8 protein-coding genes, 1 tRNA gene and 2 rRNA genes are annotated in these 19,851 nt (G+C 66.4%); 10 read left to right on the top strand and 1 reads right to left on the bottom strand.

The features are described 5' to 3' along the window. The first annotated feature begins 279 nt into the window (after positions 1–279). From FBY35_RS09300 to FBY35_RS09290, 3 genes are all read left to right on the top strand, one after another. A 23S ribosomal RNA gene (locus tag FBY35_RS09300) occupies positions 280–3,403 on the top strand. Between the two features lie 92 nt (positions 3,404–3,495). Beyond that, positions 3,496–3,612 (top strand): 5S ribosomal RNA (rrf, locus tag FBY35_RS09295). Between the two features lie 188 nt (positions 3,613–3,800). Further along, positions 3,801–3,873: transfer RNA gene (locus tag FBY35_RS09290), tRNA-Thr, on the top strand. Positions 3,874–3,919: 46 nt separating this feature from the next. On the opposite strand, the gene FBY35_RS09285 is transcribed toward FBY35_RS09290, so the two are convergent. After that, positions 3,920–6,571, bottom strand: coding sequence for a SpoIIE family protein phosphatase (locus FBY35_RS09285; protein ID WP_142213329.1), 2,652 nt, complete (start codon positions 6,569–6,571; stop codon positions 3,920–3,922). Between the two features lie 269 nt (positions 6,572–6,840). On the opposite strand from FBY35_RS09285, the gene FBY35_RS09275 reads away from it, so the two are divergent. The 7 genes from FBY35_RS09275 to FBY35_RS09245 all read left to right on the top strand — a co-directional run bounded on the left by FBY35_RS09275 (position 6,841) and on the right by FBY35_RS09245 (position 19,843). Beyond that, the gene (locus FBY35_RS09275; protein WP_142213328.1) at positions 6,841–12,321 is read left to right on the top strand and encodes a HAMP domain-containing protein; all 5,481 of its coding nucleotides are present in this window, start codon (positions 6,841–6,843) and stop codon (positions 12,319–12,321) included. A 247-nt stretch (positions 12,322–12,568) separates the two neighbouring features. Then, entirely contained in the window at positions 12,569–13,249 is a 681-nt protein-coding gene (locus FBY35_RS09270) for a two-component system response regulator (protein WP_142213327.1), read from the top strand. Between the two features lie 114 nt (positions 13,250–13,363). Next, positions 13,364–16,123 carry a DNA translocase FtsK gene (locus tag FBY35_RS09265; RefSeq protein WP_142213326.1) on the top strand — a complete coding sequence of 920 codons (2,760 nt, stop codon included), beginning with the start codon at positions 13,364–13,366 and terminating at the stop codon, positions 16,121–16,123. Between the two features lie 189 nt (positions 16,124–16,312). Continuing rightward, positions 16,313–17,146: a helix-turn-helix domain-containing protein gene (locus tag FBY35_RS09260; RefSeq protein ID WP_142213325.1), complete on the top strand. Its 834-nt coding sequence runs from the start codon at positions 16,313–16,315 to the stop codon at positions 17,144–17,146. Between the two features lie 71 nt (positions 17,147–17,217). Continuing rightward, a complete protein-coding gene (gene rimO, locus FBY35_RS09255; RefSeq protein WP_142213324.1) occupies positions 17,218–18,675 on the top strand; it encodes a 30S ribosomal protein S12 methylthiotransferase RimO in 1,458 nt (485 codons plus the stop codon). Continuing rightward, positions 18,672–19,337, top strand: coding sequence for a CDP-diacylglycerol--glycerol-3-phosphate 3-phosphatidyltransferase (gene pgsA, locus FBY35_RS09250; protein WP_142213323.1), 666 nt, complete (start codon positions 18,672–18,674; stop codon positions 19,335–19,337). Before rimO ends, pgsA begins: the two co-directional genes overlap by 4 nt. Beyond that, positions 19,334–19,843 carry a CinA family protein gene (locus FBY35_RS09245; RefSeq protein ID WP_142213322.1) on the top strand — a complete coding sequence of 170 codons (510 nt, stop codon included), beginning with the start codon at positions 19,334–19,336 and terminating at the stop codon, positions 19,841–19,843. The genes pgsA and FBY35_RS09245 overlap by 4 nt, the downstream gene beginning before the upstream one ends. Positions 19,844–19,851 lie beyond the last annotated feature (8 nt).

Here is a 19,851-nt window from a genome sequence, read left to right as displayed (position 1 = left end):
TGTCACAGGGGTCCAGAGCCACTACGTCGGCAAATGTCCGACGGTGGTCAGCTCATGGGTGGAACGTTGACTATTCGGCACGGTTTCAGGGCTTCACTAGTACTGCTTCGGCGTGGAACGTGTGGTCAGGGGATCGTGCCGGGCGCGCTGTTGGGTGTCTGAGGGTGCGAGCGTGAGCTCGTCCTTCGGGATGCCGGCCCCGGTGAACTCGCCCTGTTGGGTGGGGTGGTGGGTGGCTGGTCGTTGCTTGAGAACTGCACAGTGGACGCGAGCATCTGTGGCCAAGTTTTTAAGGGCGCACGGTGGATGCCTTGGCACCAGGAACCGATGAAGGACGTGGGAGGCCACGATAGTCCCCGGGGAGCCGTCAACCAGGCTTTGATCCGGGGGTTTCCGAATGGGGAAACCCGGCAGTCGTCATGGGCTGTCACCCGCTGCTGAACACATAGGCAGTGTGGAGGGAACGAGGGGAAGTGAAACATCTCAGTACCCTCAGGAAGAGAAAACAACCGTGATTCCGGGAGTAGTGGCGAGCGAAACCGGATGAGGCCAAACCGTATGCGTGTGATACCCGGCAGGGGTTGCGCATACGGGGTTGTGGGATCTCTTTTTCATTGTCTGCCGGCGATGAGACGAGTCAGAAACCGTTGATGTAGGCGAAGGACATGCGAAAGGTCCGGCGTAGAGGGTAAGACCCCCGTAGCTGAAACGTCAGCGGCTCGTTTAAGAGACACCCAAGTAGCACGGGGCCCGAGAAATCCCGTGTGAATCTGGCGGGACCACCCGTTAAGCCTAAATATTCCCTGGTGACCGATAGCGGATAGTACCGTGAGGGAATGGTGAAAAGTACCGCGGGAGCGGAGTGAAATAGTACCTGAAACCGTGTGCCTACAAGCCGTGGGAGCGTCGCGTGCAGAGCTTGCTCTGTGCGTCGTGACTGCGTGCCTTTTGAAGAATGAGCCTGCGAGTTTGCGGTGTGTTGCGAGGTTAACCCGTGTGGGGAAGCCGTAGCGAAAGCGAGTCCGAACAGGGCGGTTTAGTAGCGCGCTCAAGACCCGAAGCGGAGTGATCTAGCCATGGGCAGGTTGAAGCGGAGGTAAGACTTCGTGGAGGACCGAACCCACCAGGGTTGAAAACCTGGGGGATGACCTGTGGTTAGGGGTGAAAGGCCAATCAAACTCCGTGATAGCTGGTTCTCCCCGAAATGCATTTAGGTGCAGCGTCGTGTGTTTCTTGCCGGAGGTAGAGCACTGGATAGGCGATGGGCCCTACCGGGTTACTGACCTTAGCCAAACTCCGAATGCCGGTAAGTGAGAGCGCGGCAGTGAGACTGTGGGGGATAAGCTCCATGGTCGAGAGGGAAACAGCCCAGAGCATCGACTAAGGCCCCTAAGCGTACGCTAAGTGGGAAAGGATGTGGAGTCGCAGAGACAACCAGGAGGTTGGCTTAGAAGCAGCCACCCTTGAAAGAGTGCGTAATAGCTCACTGGTCAAGTGATTCCGCGCCGACAATGTAGCGGGGCTCAAGCGTACCGCCGAAGTCGTGTCATTCACACATGATCCCCAACGGGAGTGTGGATGGGTAGGGGAGCGTCGTGTGCCGGGTGAAGCCGCCGCGTAAGCGAGTGGTGGACGGTTCACGAGTGAGAATGCAGGCATGAGTAGCGATACACACGTGAGAAACGTGTGCGCCGATTGACTAAGGGTTCCTGGGTCAAGCTGATCTGCCCAGGGTAAGTCGGGACCTAAGGCGAGGCCGACAGGCGTAGTCGATGGACAACCGGTTGATATTCCGGTACCCGCTTTGAAACGCCCAGTACTGAACCCTCTGATGCTAAGGCCGTGAAGCCGTCCTGGATCCTTCGGGTGAAGGGGAGTGGTGGAGCCGCCGGTCCAAGGTGGTAGTAGGTAAGCGATGGGGTGACGCAGGAAGGTAGTCCAGCCCGGGCGGTGGTTGTCCCGGGGTAAGGGTGTAGGCCGTGTGATAGGCAAATCCGTCACACATTGAGGCTGAGACCTGATGCCGAGCCGATTGTGGTGAAGTGGATGATCCTATGCTGTCGAGAAAAGCCTCTAGCGAGTTTCATGGCGGCCCGTACCCTAAACCGACTCAGGTGGTCAGGTAGAGAATACCGAGGCGTTCGGGTGAACTATGGTTAAGGAACTCGGCAAAATGCCCCCGTAACTTCGGGAGAAGGGGGGCCATCTTTGGTGATCGGACGTGCTCCGTGAGCTGGGGGTGGCCGCAGAGACCAGCGAGAAGCGACTGTTTACTAAAAACACAGGTCCGTGCGAAGCCGTAAGGCGATGTATACGGACTGACGCCTGCCCGGTGCTGGAACGTTAAGGGGACCGGTTAGTCACATTTCGGTGTGGCGAAGCTGAGAACTTAAGCGCCAGTAAACGGCGGTGGTAACTATAACCATCCTAAGGTAGCGAAATTCCTTGTCGGGTAAGTTCCGACCTGCACGAATGGCGTAACGACTTCTCGACTGTCTCAACCATAGGCCCGGTGAAATTGCACTACGAGTAAAGATGCTCGTTTCGCGCAGCAGGACGGAAAGACCCCGGGACCTTTACTACAGTTTGATATTGGTGTTCGGTTCGGCTTGTGTAGGATAGGTGGGAGACTGTGAAGCTTGGACGCCAGTTCAGGTGGAGTCGTCGTTGAAATACCACTCTGGTCGTGCTGGATGTCTAACCTGGGTCCGTGATCCGGATCAGGGACAGTGTCTGATGGGTAGTTTAACTGGGGCGGTTGCCTCCCAAAGGGTAACGGAGGCGCCCAAAGGTTCCCTCAGCCTGGTTGGCAATCAGGTGTTGAGTGTAAGTGCACAAGGGAGCTTGACTGTGAGACCGACGGGTCGAGCAGGGACGAAAGTCGGGACTAGTGATCCGGCGGTGGCTTGTGGAAGCGCCGTCGCTCAACGGATAAAAGGTACCCCGGGGATAACAGGCTGATCTTCCCCAAGAGTCCATATCGACGGGATGGTTTGGCACCTCGATGTCGGCTCGTCGCATCCTGGGGCTGGAGTCGGTCCCAAGGGTTGGGCTGTTCGCCCATTAAAGCGGTACGCGAGCTGGGTTTAGAACGTCGTGAGACAGTTCGGTCCCTATCCGCTGTGCGCGTAGGAGTCTTGAGAAGGGCTGTCCCTAGTACGAGAGGACCGGGACGGACGAACCTCTGGTGTGCCAGTTGTCCTGCCAAGGGCATGGCTGGTTGGCTACGTTCGGAAAGGATAACCGCTGAAAGCATCTAAGCGGGAAGCCTGCTTCGAGATGAGGACTCCCACCCCCTTTGAGGGGTTAAGGCTCCCAGTAGACGACTGGGTTGATAGGCCAGATGTGGAAGCCCCGCAAGGGGTGGAGCTGACTGGTACTAATAGGCCGAGGGCTTGTCCTCAGTTGCTCGCGTCCACTGTGTCAGTTCTGAAGTAACGAACTGTCGAGTCCCCCCTGGCCGGGGGATTCCGGTGTCGGATATCTTCATAGTGTTTCGGTGGTCATTGCGTTAGGGAAACGCCCGGTTACATTCCGAACCCGGAAGCTAAGCCTTTCAGCGCCGATGGTACTGCAGGGGGGACCCTGTGGGAGAGTAGGACGCCGCCGAACAATCATTGTGGGAAAGCCCCGCACCTCCTGGTGCGGGGCTTTCCTGCTTTCACGGGGCTCTTCCTGCCTACGCGGGCCGGCGTCGGCCTCCAAGTGGTCGCCACCGGGCTGCTCCGGGGGCTGCTTCGAGGTGGTTCGGAGCACCGTTTGCACAGGGTATGATCTAACCCGTTGCCACCGCGCAGCACGCCCCAATAGCTCAGTCGGTAGAGCGTCTCCATGGTAAGGAGAAGGTCTACGGTTCGATTCCGTATTGGGGCTCGTACAGACGAAGGCCCCCGCCAACTGGCGGGGGCCTTCGGCGTGTTCAGGCCCTGTGGGGCTCCGGGACGCGCATCGCCAGGATGGCCATGTCGTCTGATGCGGGTTCGGCGGCGAAGCGTTCGACGGCACGCAGGACGCGGGAGGCGACCGCGCCCGCTGTCAGGCCCGTGCAGTTGGTGAGGACGTCGATCAGGCCGTCGTCCCCCAGCATGCGGGTGCCCTCGCGGCGTTCGGTGACGCCGTCGGTGACGCAGAGCAGGACGTCGCCCGGGTCGAGGGTCACCATCTGCTCGTACAACTCCAGGTCGTCCATGACGCCGAGGAGGGGCTGGGGTTCGGCCGCAGGTTCGACGCTGCCGTCCTGGCGCAGGCGCAGCGGGAGCGGGTGGCCGGCGCAGACGACCTTGAGGATCGCGCTGCCGTCCTCCTGCGGCCACAACTCGCCATAGAGGAGGGTGAGGAAGCGGCTCCGGGCTCCCTCGTCGAGGATCGCGGCGTTGAGCCGCTCCAGGACCGCGGGGCCCCCGAAGCCCTCCCGGGCGAGCAGGCGCAGGGCATGGCGGGCGAGGCCGGTGACGGCCGCAGCTTCCGGGCCCGTACCGCAGACGTCGCCGATGGCGAAGCCGTATGCACCGTCGCGGATCGGGAAGACGTCGTAGAAGTCGCCGCCCACTTCGTTGCCTTCGCCCGCAGCGCGGTAGATGACTTCGACCTCCACGCCGGGGACATGGGGGAGTTCCGGCGGGAGGAGGCTGCGCTGGAGCGACTGGCTGATGGCCACGCGCTCGGAGTACAGGCGGGCGTTGTCGAGGGCGAGGGCCGCCCGTCGGGAGAGGTCTTCGGCGAGTTCCAGGATCTCCTGGCGGAAGTGGTCGTCCGAGGGCTTGCCGAGGGTAAGCATGCCGATGACGCGGTTGCGTGCGACGAGCGGCAGGACGACCGTCTCTCCGCCTACCGCGGCTGCGGTGGCGAGGGTGGCGCCGATGCCGGAAGAGACCGGTGGGCCTGAGCCCAGGCCGAGTTCGCGCCGCGAGGTGCGCAGAGCCGCGCGGTGGCCTGCCTCGGCCGGCGCGGTCCACACGCGGGCGCCGGGGGTCGTCACCGGGTCGGGCGGGTCGATCTTGGAGAGGAGTGCCTTGAGGCCGTCGATCCTCTCCTCGTCCTCGTGGAGTACGTAGCTGAGATACGGCTCGGAGGACTGGTCGGCGATCGTGTAGACGGCGCACCAGGTGGCGAGCGTCGGGACCGTCATCTGGGCCATCAGGGCCAGCGTCTGGTCGCGGTCGAGCGTTCCGGCGAGCAGGTCGGAGGCCTCGACGAGGAAGGAGAGGGAACCGCGGCGCAGCCGCTCCAGCTCACCGAGGCGGGCCGATTCGACGGCCAGGGCGATGCGGTCGGCGGCGAACTGGAGGCGCAGGGCCTCCTCGTTGGAGTAGCGGCCCGCGGATTCTGCGGCCACGCCGAGGGAGCCGGTGAGGCGCCCCTCGACCTTGAGCGGGACGGTGACGACCGAGCGCATGCCGGTGGAGTTGAGGAGCGGAACGGCGCCCGGGACGGCCGTGAGGTCCTCGTGGACGGCGGGCATGCGGGCGGAGCCGTAGCGACCGGTGCCGGCTTCGACGGGGACTCGGGCGAACCGCTGGCGGGCCGAGGGCAGCCCGGTGGTGGCCCGTACCTCCAACTCGGTCTCGTCGTCGGTGGCCAGGAGTAGGAAGGCAGCGTCTCCGTCGAGCATGTCGCGGGCGCGCTCGACGGTGCGCTGGAGGAGGCCGTCGAGGTCGTCGGGTGCCGGGGAGCCGATGAAGATTTCGAAGGGGTCGGTGGTGCGCTCGGTGCCGGTTTCGGTGACAGGGGCGCGCTGCGGTGTCTGCAGGATGGCGCGTTCGTCGTCGCGTACGAGAAGGCAGACGGTGGAGGGGTCGCCGTTGGTGTCCCGTACCCGTAGGTGCGATGCGTAGACGGGGATGACGCGGCCGTCGGTGCCGCGGACGCCGTAACTGCCTTCCCAGCGCGAGAGCCGGAGCGCGTCCGCGATGCCGGTGCCGATGCCGGGCGTGTGCGGCCAGGCAGCGACGTCGGTGAGGGGTTTGCCGACGACCTGGTCGGCCGCGTAGCCGAAGAGGTGCTGCGCGTCCTCGTTCCAGACGGAGATCGAACCGGAGCGGTCGATCTGAATGACGGCGACGCGCACGCGTTCGTCGGTGACCGGAAGCAGGGCCACGGGCAGGACAGGGCCGGCGGAGCGGGTGCCCACCGGGCGCTGGGGGAGGTCGAGTTGGAACCAGACCTGTTTGTGGGTGGGGGTGTACTCGACGCCCCAGCGGGAGGCGAGGGCCGCGCACAGGAGCAGACCGCGGCCGTTCTCGCGGTCGGGGCTCACGATGACCCGGCCGCTGCCCTGCAGTGGGATCTCCCGTTCCGGGTAGCGGTCGCCGACTTCGACGCGTACGCCGTCGTCCGTGCGCAGACACAGGACGTCGGCGGCGGTGCCCGCGTGTACAACCGCGTTGGTGACGAGCTCGCTGGTGAGGACGACCGCGTCGTCCACCACGTCGGAGTACCCCCACCCGTGGAGTGTGTCGCGCACAAAGGCGCGGGCGGTCGCGACGGACCGCCCGACAGGGTCGAACGTGGCAGCCGCCCGCGCGGTGATCACAGAACTCCTCGTACGCGTTTCGACGCCCGGCTCTGCCATGATGCGGCCTGCCCCTCCCGGTGCCCGGTGCTAGTACTCGCCCCACACCACCCCCGCCGGGCGGACCGGGGCGGTTGGACAGCCGGATGCCAGGTTACTTACCTTCGCTGTCCGAGCGGATGCCGGTCGAGACTGTTTCCGCCTACCGGGGGCGGGGACGCTATGCGAAGCTGCCGAACTGTTATGGCCTGGTTCGGCCATGGTGAAACACTGGGCAGGCTTCTGGAGACAGCCCGGGCAGTTCGGTCAACCCCTGCGGGAGGGACACGGTGGAGTCTGGCGTGGCGGCGCGTGCCAACAACACGCGCGCAAAAGGCGGACGGTCCCGGAACAATGGGACAACCGAAGTCGATTCGGCGGCCCTGAACAGGCTGCTGGCGGCTCTGGTGTCGATGAGGGACGGGAATTTCCGCAGGCGCCTGACGGTGTCCAGCGACGGCGTAATGGCCGAGATCGCCGCTGTTTTCAATGAAGTGGCGGACCGGAATCTTCACCTCACGGGTGAGCTCGCACGCGTACGCAGGATGGTCGGGCGCGAGGGGAAACTGACCGAGCGGCTGGAGACGGGGGCCTGTGAGGGCTCCTGGGCGGCCGCCATCGACGCCTCGAACGCGCTGGTGGACGATCTGGCGCGTCCGGTGTCCGAGGTGGGGCGGGTCCTCTCGGCGGTCGCCGAGGGCGACCTGGAGCAGCGTATGGAGCTGCGCTCGCACGCCCCGGACGGCACCGACGGGTCCGTTCGTCCGCTTCGCGGTGAATTCCTGAAGGTCGCCCGTACCGTCAACAACCTGGTCGACCAGCTGTCGGCGTTCACCGACGAGGTCACGCGGGTCGCGCTGGAGGTCGGTACCGAGGGCAAGCTCGGCGGTCAGGCGCAGGTGCGCGGTATGTCCGGTTCGTGGAAAGACCTCACGGATTCGGTCAACACGATGGCGTACCGGCTCACCGCTCAGGTGCGTGACATTGCTCTCGTCACCACGGCCGTGGCCAAGGGCGATCTGTCGCGGAAGGTCACCGTCCATGTGGCCGGCGAGATGCTTCAGCTGAAGAACACCGTCAACACGATGGTCGATCAGCTGTCCTCCTTCTCCTCCGAGGTGACCCGGGTGGCCCGGGAGGTCGGCACCGAGGGCGAACTCGGCGGCCAGGCGACCGTGCCCGGTGTGGCGGGCGTGTGGAAGGACCTCACCGATTCGGTGAACACCATGGCCGGCAACCTGACCTCGCAGGTGCGCGGCATCGCCGAGGTCACGACGGCCGTCGCCAATGGCGATCTGTCGCAGAAGGTCACGGTGAGTGCCCGCGGCGAGGTGGCCCAGCTCGCCGAGACCATCAACCAGATGACTGAGACGCTGCGGACCTTCGCCGACGAGGTCACCCGGGTGGCGAGCGAGGTCGGGGCCGAGGGGCTCCTCGGCGGGCAGGCGCAGGTGCCGGGAGCAGCCGGCACGTGGAAGGACCTCACGGACTCGGTGAACACCGTCTTCCGTAATCTGACCACCCAGGTGCGGGACATCGCCCAGGTGACGACGGCGGTCGCGAACGGTGATCTGTCGCAGAAGGTCACGGTGGATGTCGCGGGCGAGATGCTGGAGCTGAAGAACACCGTCAACACGATGGTGGACCAGCTCTCGGCCTTCGGTTCCGAAGTGACACGAGTGGCCCGCGAGGTCGGCGTCGAGGGCCGCCTCGGCGGGCAGGCCGAAGTGCCGGGTGCGGCAGGCACGTGGAAGGACCTCACGGACTCGGTGAACACCGCGTTCCGTAACCTCACCGGCCAGGTGCGGGACATCGCCCAGGTGACGACGGCGGTCGCGAACGGTGATCTGTCGCAGAAGGTCACGGTGGATGTCGCGGGCGAGATGCTGGAGCTGAAGAACACCGTCAACACGATGGTGGCGCAGCTGTCCTCGTTCGCCGACCAGGTCACGCGGATGGCGCGGGACGTGGGCACGGAGGGCCGCCTCGGCGGCCAGGCGCGCGTCGACGGCGTCAGTGGTACGTGGAAGGAACTGACCGACTCCGTCAACTTCATGGCGGGGAACCTGACTTCACAGGTGCGCCAGATCGCTCAGGTGACGACGGCGGTGGCCCGCGGTGACCTGTCGCAGAAGATCGACGTGGACGCCCGGGGCGAGATCCTGGAGCTGAAGAACACCATCAACACGATGGTCGACCAGCTCTCGGCCTTCGCCGAGCAGGTGACCCGGGTCGCCCGCGAGGTGGGCACGGACGGTCGCCTCGGCGGCCAGGCGCAGGTGCCGGGCGTCGCCGGAGTGTGGCGTGATCTGACCGACTCGGTGAACGGCATGGCCGAGAACCTCACCGGTCAGGTCCGTAACATCGCGCAGGTCGCCACCGCGGTGGCCCGCGGTGACCTGTCGCAGAAGATCGACGTGGACGCGCGCGGCGAGATCCTGGAGCTGAAGAACACCCTCAACACCATGGTGGACCAGCTCTCCAACTTCGCCGAGCAGGTGACCCGGGTGGCCCGCGAGGTGGGCACCGAGGGCGAACTGGGCGGCCAGGCCGAGGTGCAGGGTGTCTCCGGCACCTGGAAGGACCTCACCCAGTCCGTCAACTTCATGGCGAACAACCTGACGTCGCAGGTGCGCAACATTGCCGAGGTGACCACGGCGGTCGCCAAGGGCGACCTCTCCAAGAAGATCACCGTCGATGCCAAGGGCGAGATCCTCGAACTGGTGACGACGGTCAACACAATGGTCGACCAGCTGTCCGACTTCGCCGACGAGGTGACCAGGGTCGCCCGTGAGGTGGGTACGGAAGGTGTGCTGGGCGGTCAGGCCCGGGTGCGCGGCGTCACCGGCATCTGGAAGGACCTCAGCGACAACGTCAACCTGATGGCCAACAATCTGACCAATCAGGTGCGCAACATCGCCCGGGTCTCCGCGGCGGTCGCCAACGGTGATCTGACGAAGAAGGTGACGGTCGAGGCGCGCGGCGAGGTCGCCGAGCTGGCCGAGACCGTCAACACGATGGTGACGACGCTGTCGTCGTTCGCCGACGAGGTCACCCGCGTGGCTCGCGAGGTGGGCACCGAGGGCGAACTGGGCGGCCAGGCTCATGTTCCGGGCGTCTCCGGTACGTGGAAGGACCTCACCGAGTCCGTGAACTCGATGGCGTCCAATCTGACGGGGCAGGTGCGCCAGATCGCCACGGTCACCACCGCCATCGCCAAGGGCGACCTCACCCGGAAGATCGACATCGATGCCCGGGGCGAGATCCTGGAGCTGAAGACCACCATCAACACGATGGTCGACCAGCTGTCCTCGTTCGCGGGGGAGGTCACCCGCGTGGCCCGCGAGGTGGGCACGGACGGGCAGTTGGGCGGTCAGGCCCGGGTCCGGGACGTCGACGGCACCTGGCGCGACCTCACCGAGTCGGTGAACGAGATGGCCGGGAACCTCACTCGCCAGGTCCGCGCGATCGCGGCCGTGGCGACCGCGGTGACCCGCGGCGATCTGAACCTCAAGATCGACGTGGACGCCGCGGGCGAGATCCAGGTCCTGCAGGACAACATCAACACGATGATCGCGAACCTGCGCGACACCACCCTCGCCAACGAGGAGCAGGACTGGCTCAAGGGCAACCTGGCCCGTATCTCCGGTCTGATGCAGGGCCGCCGCGACCTCGACGACGTGGCCTCGCTGATCATGAGCGAGCTCACGCCGGTCGTCTCGGCGCAGCACGGCGCGTTCTTCCTGGCGATGCCGACGAGCGGCGGAACGGATGTTCCTGGGGGCGGGGAGCTGTCGTACGAGCTGTGCATGCGCGGCAGTTACGGCTACTCCGCCGGCCTGATGCCGACGTCGTTCCGTCCCGGCGAGACCCTGATCGGCACCGCGGCGGAGGAGAAGCGGACCATCCAGGTCAATGTGCCGCCGGGCTATCTGAAGATCTCCTCGGGGCTCGGGGAGGCCTCACCGGCGTATGTGATCGTGCTGCCAGTGCTGTTCGAGGGGAAGGTCCTCGGGGTGATCGAGCTGGCGTCGTTCCAGCCCTTCACCCAGATCCAACGGGACTTCCTCAATCAGATCGCCGAGATGATCGCGACGAGTGTCAACACCATCAGCGTCAATACGAAGACCGAGGTGCTGCTGAAGCAGTCGCAGGAGCTGACCGAGCAGCTGCGTGAGCGCTCGGCGGAGCTGGAGAACCGGCAGAAGGCGCTGCAGGCCTCCAACGCCGAGCTGGAGGAGAAGGCCGAGCTGCTGGCGCAGCAGAACCGCGACATCGAGGTGAAGAACACCGAGATCGAAGAGGCGCGGCAGGTTCTTGAGGAGCGGGCCGAGCAGCTCGCGGTCTCGATGCGCTACAAGTCGGAGTTCCTGGCGAACATGTCGCACGAGCTGCGTACGCCGCTCAACTCTCTGCTGATTCTGGCCAAGTTGCTGGCGGACAACGCGGAGGGCAACCTCTCGCCCAAGCAGGTGGAGTTCGCCGAGACGATCCATGGCGCGGGCTCGGATCTGCTGCAGCTGATCAACGACATCCTCGATCTGTCGAAGGTCGAGGCGGGCAAGATGGACGTCAGCCCGACCCGTATCGCTCTGGTGCAGCTCGTCGACTATGTGGAGGCGACGTTCCGGCCGCTGACCGCGGAGAAGGGGCTCGATTTCTCCGTACGGGTGTCGCCGGAGCTGCCCGCGACGCTGCACACCGACGAGCAGCGGCTGCTGCAGGTGCTGCGCAACCTCCTGTCCAACGCGGTGAAGTTCACCGACAGCGGCGCGGTGGAGCTGGTGATCCGGCCGGCGAGCGCCGATGTGCCGCAGTCGATCCGTGAGCAGTTGCTTGAGGCGGGCTCGCTGCGGGACGCGGACGGCGATCTGATCGCCTTCTCCGTCACGGACACAGGGATCGGGATCGCGGCCGGCAAGATGCGGGTGATCTTCGAGGCCTTCAAGCAGGCGGACGGCACGACCAGCCGCAAGTACGGCGGCACGGGCCTGGGTCTGTCGATCAGCCGGGAGATCGCGCGGCTGCTCGGCGGGGAGATCCACGCGGCGAGCGAACCGGGCCGCGGTTCGACCTTCACTCTCTATCTGCCTCTTCACCCGAGCGAACTGCCGCCGCAGGGCTACCCGCAGCTCGCCCCCGGTGCCGCCGATCCGCAGCGCGGCTCCGCGGACGACGACGGGGAGGACTTCATCCCGCAGGGGCACTATGAGCCGTCGGGGCCCATGGACGCACACGCGGGCCCGGCGGCCCTGTTCCGGCGCCGGCGCAAGGCGCTCGGTTCCACGGAGCAGCGGCACGCGCTGCCCGGGCGCCAGGGCGCGGCGCCCGGCTCGGAGCAGTGGGTCGCGGCGAACGGAAGCCAGGAGGCGCAGGAGGCGCGGCGCACGTTCGCGTTCGACAGCGAGAAGGTGCTCATCGTCGACGACGACATCCGCAATGTCTTTGCCCTCACCAGTGTGCTGGAGCAGCACGGTCTGTCGGTGCTGTATGCGGAGAACGGCCGGGAAGGCATCGAAGTCCTGGAGCAGCACGACGATGTGACGGTCGTACTGATGGACATCATGATGCCGGAAATGGACGGGTACGCGACGACGACGGCGATCCGCAGGATGCCTCAGTTCGCCGGCCTGCCGATCATCGCGCTGACCGCGAAGGCCATGAAGGGGGACCGCGAGAAGGCCATCGAGTCCGGCGCTTCCGACTATGTCACCAAGCCGGTCGATCCGGACCATTTGCTCTCGGTGATGGAGCAATGGATGCGCGGGTAGTGAGCGATGCCTGCCCGGATCGCCGCGACTTGCTGACTGACTGTGGCCGAAGGCGTGTGAGACGACGGTATTCGGGGAACCTTCTGGTCTCCCGCTACGTTTCTGCTACGTGCACAGTGACATCGCGGTGACAGGGTGTGTCGACAGGCGGGGTGCGGCTACCATGACCGGCACAAGGACGGGCGACGCAAGGGAGTCGTCCCCTGGGGCGGCGCCCGGTGCACTTCCGGGGCGAGGAGGACGGGCCATGGTGCAGAAGGCCAAGATCCTCCTGGTCGATGACCGGCCGGAGAATCTGCTCGCGCTGGAGGCGATCCTCTCTGCGCTCGATCAGACACTGGTGCGGGCATCGTCAGGGGAGGAAGCGCTCAAAGCGCTGCTGACGGACGACTTCGCGGTCATTCTGCTGGACGTCCAGATGCCCGGCATGGACGGATTCGAGACGGCCGCGCATATCAAGCGGCGGGAGCGGACCCGGGACATCCCGATCATCTTCCTCACCGCGATCAACCACGGCCCGCACCACACCTTCCGGGGTTACGCCGCGGGTGCGGTCGACTACATCTCCAAACCCTTCGACCCATGGGTGCTGCGCGCCAAGGTCTCGGTCTTCGTCGAGCTGTACATGAAGAACTGCCAACTGCGCGAGCAGGCCGCGCTGCTGCGCCTCCAGCTGGAGGGCGGCGGGCACCCGGCGGGGAACAACAAGGAGCCCGCGGGGCTGCTCGCCGAGCTTTCCGCCCGGCTCGCGGCAGTTGAGGAACAGGCCGAAGCGCTGTCCAAACAGCTCGACGACGACTCGGCCGATGCCGCCGCTGTCGCCACCGCCGCCCATCTCGAACGCAAACTCACGGGTTTGCGCCGGGCGCTCGACGCGCTGGAACCTGGCACCGGCGGCGGTGCGCCGACGCTCCCCTCGCAGAACTGAACCGGCACCCGGAGCTTGAGGGACCGTCAGTTTCCGGCTCCGGGACGACGACACGAACGGGTGAAGCAGTAGGCACACGTGTCCACTGCGGTCGACACCGGTAACCTCACCATCATGGCCTCACGTACGTCCGGCAAGGGTTCCCAGGGCACGGCGGGCACCGCGAAGCGCGCCGGCCGTACGACCGGTGCCGCGAAGAAGGCGGCGCCCGCCAAGAAAGCCGCCGCGAAGAAGACCGCGCCCACAAAGAAGGCGCCCGCGAAGAAAGCGGCGGCCAAGAAGGCCGCGCCGAAGCCCGCACCGTCCCCCACAGGGGGCGTGTACCGCCTCGTGCGCGCCCTCTGGCTCGGTCTCGCCCATGCCATGGGCGCGATGTTCCGCGGCATAGGGAGGGGTGCTAAGGGCCTGGACCCGGCACACCGCAAGGACGGTCTGGCGCTGCTGCTCCTCGCCCTGTCGCTGATCATCGCCGCCGGTACCTGGTCCAATCTGAGCGGTCCGGTCGGCGATCTCGTCGAGATGCTGGTGACCGGAGCCTTCGGCAGGCTCGATCTGCTCGTCCCCATACTGCTGGCCGCGATCGCCGTACGACTGATCCTCTATCCCGAGAAGCCCGAGGCGAACGGCCGGATCGTGATCGGTCTGTCCGCGCTTGTCGTCGGCGTCCTCGGCCAGGTTCATGTCGCATGCGGCTCGCCCGGCCGTGGGGAGGGCACGGAGGCGATGCGGGACGCGGGTGGGCTGATCGGCTGGGCCGCGTCCAAGCCGCTGATCTTCACCATGGGCGAGGTGCTCGCCGTACCGCTGCTCGTGCTGCTCACGATCTTCGGTCTGCTCGTCGTCACCGCGACCCCCGTCAATGCGATTCCGCAGCGGCTGCGGCTGCTCGGATCCAAGCTGGGCATCGTCGACCCGGCGTACGAGCCGGGGGCGGACGGCGAGGCCACCGACGACGACGCGCACTACGAGGATCAATGGCGCGAGGCCGTGCCCGGGCGTGCACGCCGCTCCTCCGCGCGCCGGAGCGAAGCGGCGGACTACGACCCCGACCACGCCGAGCAGGAAGCCCTGTCCAGGCGCAGGCGGCCGCGCAGGCCTTCGGTACAGCCCGCCATGGACCGTCCGATGGACGCGGTGGACGTGGCAGCGGCGGCAGCCGCGGCGCTCGACGGTGCCGTCCTGAACGGCATGCCGCCCTCTCCACTGGTCGCCGACCTCACGCGGGACGTCACCGCCGAGCGCCGGCGGGCCGCGAGTCCGGTGCCGGGCGCCCGCGAGCCCGAGGAGCCCGAGCCGAAGCAGGCCGGGCCGAAGGGATCCGTACCGGACCTGACCAAGCCCGCGCCCGAGGAGCCACAGCCCCTGCCGCCGCGCGCCGAACAGCTTCAGCTCGCCGGCGACATCACCTACGCCCTGCCGTCCCTGGACCTTCTGGAGCGCGGGGGCCCCGGCAAGACGCGCAGCGCCGCCAATGACGCGGTCGTCGCTTCGCTCAGCAACGTCTTCATGGAGTTCAAGGTGGACGCGGCGGTCACCGGTTTCACCCGGGGTCCGACGGTCACGCGGTACGAGGTGGAGCTCGGCCCGGCCGTCAAGGTCGAGCGGATCACCGCGCTCACCAAGAACATCGCGTACGCCGTCGCCAGCCCTGACGTACGGATCATCTCCCCGATCCCCGGCAAGTCCGCGGTCGGCATTGAGATCCCGAACTCCGACCGCGAGATGGTCAAGCTCGGCGATGTGCTCCGGCTCGCCGACGCGGCGGAGGACGACCACCCCATGCTGGTCGCGCTCGGCAAGAACGTCGAGGGCGGCTACGAGATGGCCAACCTCGCCAAGATGCCGCACGTCCTGGTGGCGGGCGCGACCGGCTCGGGCAAGTCCTCCTGCATCAACTGTCTGATCACCTCGGTCATGGTGCGGGCCACCCCCGAGGACGTCCGCATGGTGCTCGTCGACCCCAAGCGGGTCGAGCTCAACGCGTACGAGGGCATTCCGCACCTGATCACACCGATCATCACCAACCCCAAGCGGGCCGCCGAAGCACTGCAGTGGGTCGTGCGCGAGATGGATCTGCGCTACGACGACCTCGCGGCGTTCGGCTACCGCCACATCGACGACTTCAACCAGGCCATCAGGAACGGCAAGGTCAAGCCGCCGGAGGGCAGCGAGCGCGAGCTCACGCCCTATCCGTACCTGCTGGTCATCGTCGACGAGCTCGCCGACCTGATGATGGTCGCGCCGCGCGATGTCGAGGACGCCATCGTCCGCATCACCCAGCTGGCGCGCGCCGCCGGCATCCATCTGGTGCTGGCGACCCAGCGGCCGTCCGTCGATGTCGTCACCGGTCTGATCAAGGCGAACGTGCCCTCACGGCTTGCCTTCGCGACATCGTCGCTCGCCGACAGCCGGGTCATCCTCGACCAGCCCGGCGCAGAGAAGCTGATCGGCAAGGGCGACGGCCTCTTCCTGCCGATGGGTGCCAACAAGCCCACCCGTATGCAGGGCGCCTTTGTCACCGAGGACGAAGTCGCGGCCGTCGTCCAGCACTGCAAGGATCAGATGACTCCCGTCTTCCGCGAGGACGTCGTGGTCGGCACCAAGCAGAAGAAGGAGATCGACGAGGACATCGGCGACGACCTCGATCTGCTCTGCCAGGCGGCGGAGCTGGTGGTGTCCACGCAGTTCGGTTCGACGTCGATGCTCCAGCGGAAGTTGCGTGTGGGCTTCGCGAAGGCGGGAAGACTCATGGATCTGATGGAGTCGCGGAACATCGTCGGGCCGAGCGAGGGCTCCAAGGCGCGCGACGTTCTGGTGAAACCTGATGAGCTGGATGGAGTGCTCGCCGTGATTCGCGGGGAGTCCGAGTCGTAACGCTTCTGAGAGCAACCGTTTCTCTTAGTCGTACGTCAAGTTGGAGGGAGGGACAGCCGGATGTCCCACCATCGAGATGGCCCACCATTCTGATGGCGTACAAAGTCCCTCCGCCCAGTTGCCCCACCCTTTCGTACCACCCATAGACTGAACCTCCAGCAGGTGGCTACACGCTCGAAAGGCGCCCCCGTGTCCATCGGCAACTCCCCCGAAGACGACCGGCCTTCAGTCGAACCCGTAGCTGAAGACGACCAGCCTTCGATCGGATGTGCGCTCCAGCAAGCCCGCAACGCCGCAGGTCTGACCATCGACGAGGTCAGCTCCTCCACCCGGGTGCGCGTCCCGATCGTGCAAGCGATCGAGCAGGACGACTTCTCCCGCTGTGGCGGCGACGTCTACGCGCGCGGTCATATCCGCACGATCGCGCGTGCCGTCGGCCTCGATCCCGAGCCGCTCGTCGCACAGTACGACGCGGACCATGGCGGCCGTCCTGCCCCGACACCTGCCGCCCCGCTCTTCGAAGCCGAGCGCATCCGTCCCGAACGCGGCCGTCCCAACTGGACCGCCGCCATGGTCGCCGCGATCGTCGCGGTGATTGGCTTCGTAGGCTTCACGCTGGTCAACGGCGGTGACGACGGCGACAAGGGCAACCATGTGGCGGAGGGGCCGGCTCCCGAGCAGAAGCCCACTCCGACCAAGCCCGCCACGAACAAGCCCGTCGATCCCACCCCTTCCGACAGTGCCATCGCAGCGGTGCCCAAGGACAAGGTGACGGTGAAGCTCTCCGTCCTGGACGACAAGAGCTGGATCTCCGCCAAGTCGCACAACGGCAAGCTGCTCTTCGACGGAACCCTCCTCAAAGGCGAGTCCAAGACCTTCCAGGACGACGAGCGGGTCGATCTGATCCTGGGGAACGCGGGCGCGATCGAGCTGTATGTGAACGGCAAGAAGGTCGAGGACGAGTTCGAGACGGGCCAGGTCGAGCGGCTCTCCTACACCAAGGGCGACCCTGAGGTCGGCTAGCGCAGAAGGCGTGCGAAGGCCCATAACCCTGGGGGCAGGGGCGTGGGTCAGGACAAAGTAGTCTTGAGCCCATGCCCGAACGCCGTACCGTCGCCCTTGTCACTCTTGGCTGCGCCCGTAACGAGGTGGACTCGGAGGAGCTTGCAGGCCGCTTGGCAGCGGACGGCTGGGAGCTCGTCGAGGAAGCCTCCGACGCGGATGTCGCAGTCGTCAACACCTGCGGATTCGTCGAGGCCGCCAAGAAGGACTCCGTCGACGCCCTTCTCGAAGCCAACGATCTCAAGGACCACGGGCGGACGCAGGCCGTGGTCGCCGTCGGCTGCATGGCCGAGCGGTACGGCAAGGAACTGGCCGAGGCGCTGCCCGAGGCCGACGGTGTGCTCGGTTTCGACGACTACGCCGACATCTCCGACCGCCTGCAGACGATCCTGAACGGCGGCATCCACGCCTCGCACACCCCGCGCGACCGCCGCAAGCTGCTGCCGCTGAGCCCGGTCGAGCGCCAGGAGGCAGGCACGGATGTGGCGCTGCCGGGACACGGCGCACCGGCGGATCTCCCGGCAGGCGTCGCGCCCGCCTCCGGGCCGCGCGCCCCGCTGCGCCGACGGCTCGACACCAGCCCCGTCGCCTCGGTGAAGCTGGCATCCGGCTGCGACCGGCGCTGCTCCTTCTGCGCCATCCCGTCCTTCCGCGGCTCCTTCATCTCGCGGCGGCCGAGCGATGTGCTCGGTGAGACGCGCTGGCTGGCCGAGCAGGGCGTCAAGGAGGTCATGCTCGTCTCCGAGAACAACACCTCCTACGGCAAGGACCTGGGCGACATCCGCCTGCTGGAGACTCTGCTGCCCGAACTCGCCGAAGTCGACGGCATCGAGCGGGTGCGGGTCAGCTATCTGCAGCCCGCCGAGATGCGGCCGGGGCTGATCGACGTCCTCACCTCGACCCCGAAGATCGCCCCCTACTTCGACCTGTCCTTCCAGCACTCCGCGCCCGACGTGCTGCGTGCGATGCGGCGCTTCGGCGACACCGAGCGCTTCCTGGAACTGCTCGAGACCATCCGCGGCAAGGCTCCGCAGGCGGGTGTGCGGTCCAACTTCATCGTCGGCTTCCCCGGTGAGAGCGAGGCGGACTTCGCCGAACTGGAACGCTTCCTCACCGAGGCTCGCCTGGACGCCATCGGCGTCTTCGGCTACTCCGACGAGGACGGCACCGAGGCGGTCTCGTACGACAACAAGCTCGACGCCGACGTCATCGCCGAGCGCCTCGACCACCTGTCCCGGCTCGCCGAGGAGCTGACCGCCCAGCGCGCCGAGGAGCGTCTCGGGGAGACGCTCGAAGTGCTCGTGGAATCGGTGGACGGCGAGGACGGTGCGGTCGGCCGTGCGCTGCACCAGGCTCCCGAGACCGACGGCCAGGTCGTCTTCACCACGAGCGAGGGGCTTGTGCCCGGCCGTATCGTCATGGCCAAGGCAGTGGATACGGAAGGCGTCGACCTGGTGGCCGAACGTCTTCCCGAGGAGGCAGGCAGGTGACCGGAGTGCCGGCATCCGCGGGGGGCGGCACGAAAAGGCCGGCGCCCGGCGGCAAGCTGGGCGCTGCGGCCGTGAATCAGGCCAGCCTCTGGAACATCGCCAACATCCTCACGATGGTGCGGCTGGTGCTCGTGCCCGCCTTCGTCGTGCTGCTGCTCCAGGACGGCGGCTACGACCCGGCCTGGCGGGCCTGGGCGTGGGCGGCATTCGCCGTCGCCATGATCACCGACATCTTCGACGGCCACCTGGCGCGGACGTACAACCTCGTCACCGACTTCGGGAAGATCGCCGACCCGATCGCCGACAAGGCGATCATGGCGGCCGGGCTCATCTGCCTGTCCGCGCTCGGCGATCTGCCGTGGTGGGTGACCGGAGTGATCCTCTTCCGGGAGCTCGGCGTCACCCTGATGCGGTTCTGGGTGATCCGGCATGGAGTAATTCCCGCCAGTCGCGGTGGCAAAATGAAGACCCTCGCGCAGGGTACGGCCGTCGGAATGTATGTGCTGGCACTGACCGGAGCGCTGGCCACACTCCGCTTCTGGGTGATGGCAGTGGCGGTGGTGCTGACGGTGCTCACCGGCCTCGACTATGTGCGACAGGCGATTGTTCTGAGGCGCAGGGGACTGGCGGCGGAACGGGCCGCGGCGCTGGAGGCGCGGTGACGACCGCGGCTCGGCTGCTGGCTCTGCTGGCGGAGCGTGGCGAGACGCTGGCTGTCGCCGAATCGCTCACCGGCGGTCTGGTGGCCGCCGAGCTCACTGCCGTACCCGGAGCCTCGAAGACCTTCCGCGGCTCCGTGACGGCGTACGCAACCACTCTGAAGAGGGATGTTCTCGGCGTCGACGGGACCCTCCTGGCGGAGCGCGGCGCGGTGGATCCCGAGGTCGCGCGGCAGATGGCGGCCGGTGTGCGGGAGGTGCTGGGCGCTTCCTGGGGCATCGCGACGACGGGTGTGGCGGGCCCCGAACCGCAGGACGGGCAGCCCGTCGGGACGGTCTATGTGGCGGTCGCGGGACCGGAGGGCACCGGGAAGGTGGCCGCTCTGCGATTGAACGGTGACCGGGTGGACATCCGTAGAGAGAGTGTGCGGAGCGTGCTCGAACTGCTCTCCGGCGAACTGCACGAAAATGCGCGGACACAGGATACGGAACAGAACGGGGGGACTTGATGTTTGCA

Origin of the sequence: Streptomyces sp. SLBN-118, from assembly GCF_006715635.1 — a bacterium.
Classification (GTDB): Bacteria; Actinomycetota; Actinomycetes; order Streptomycetales; family Streptomycetaceae; genus Streptomyces.
This window is presented reverse-complemented; position numbering and strand designations above follow the sequence as displayed.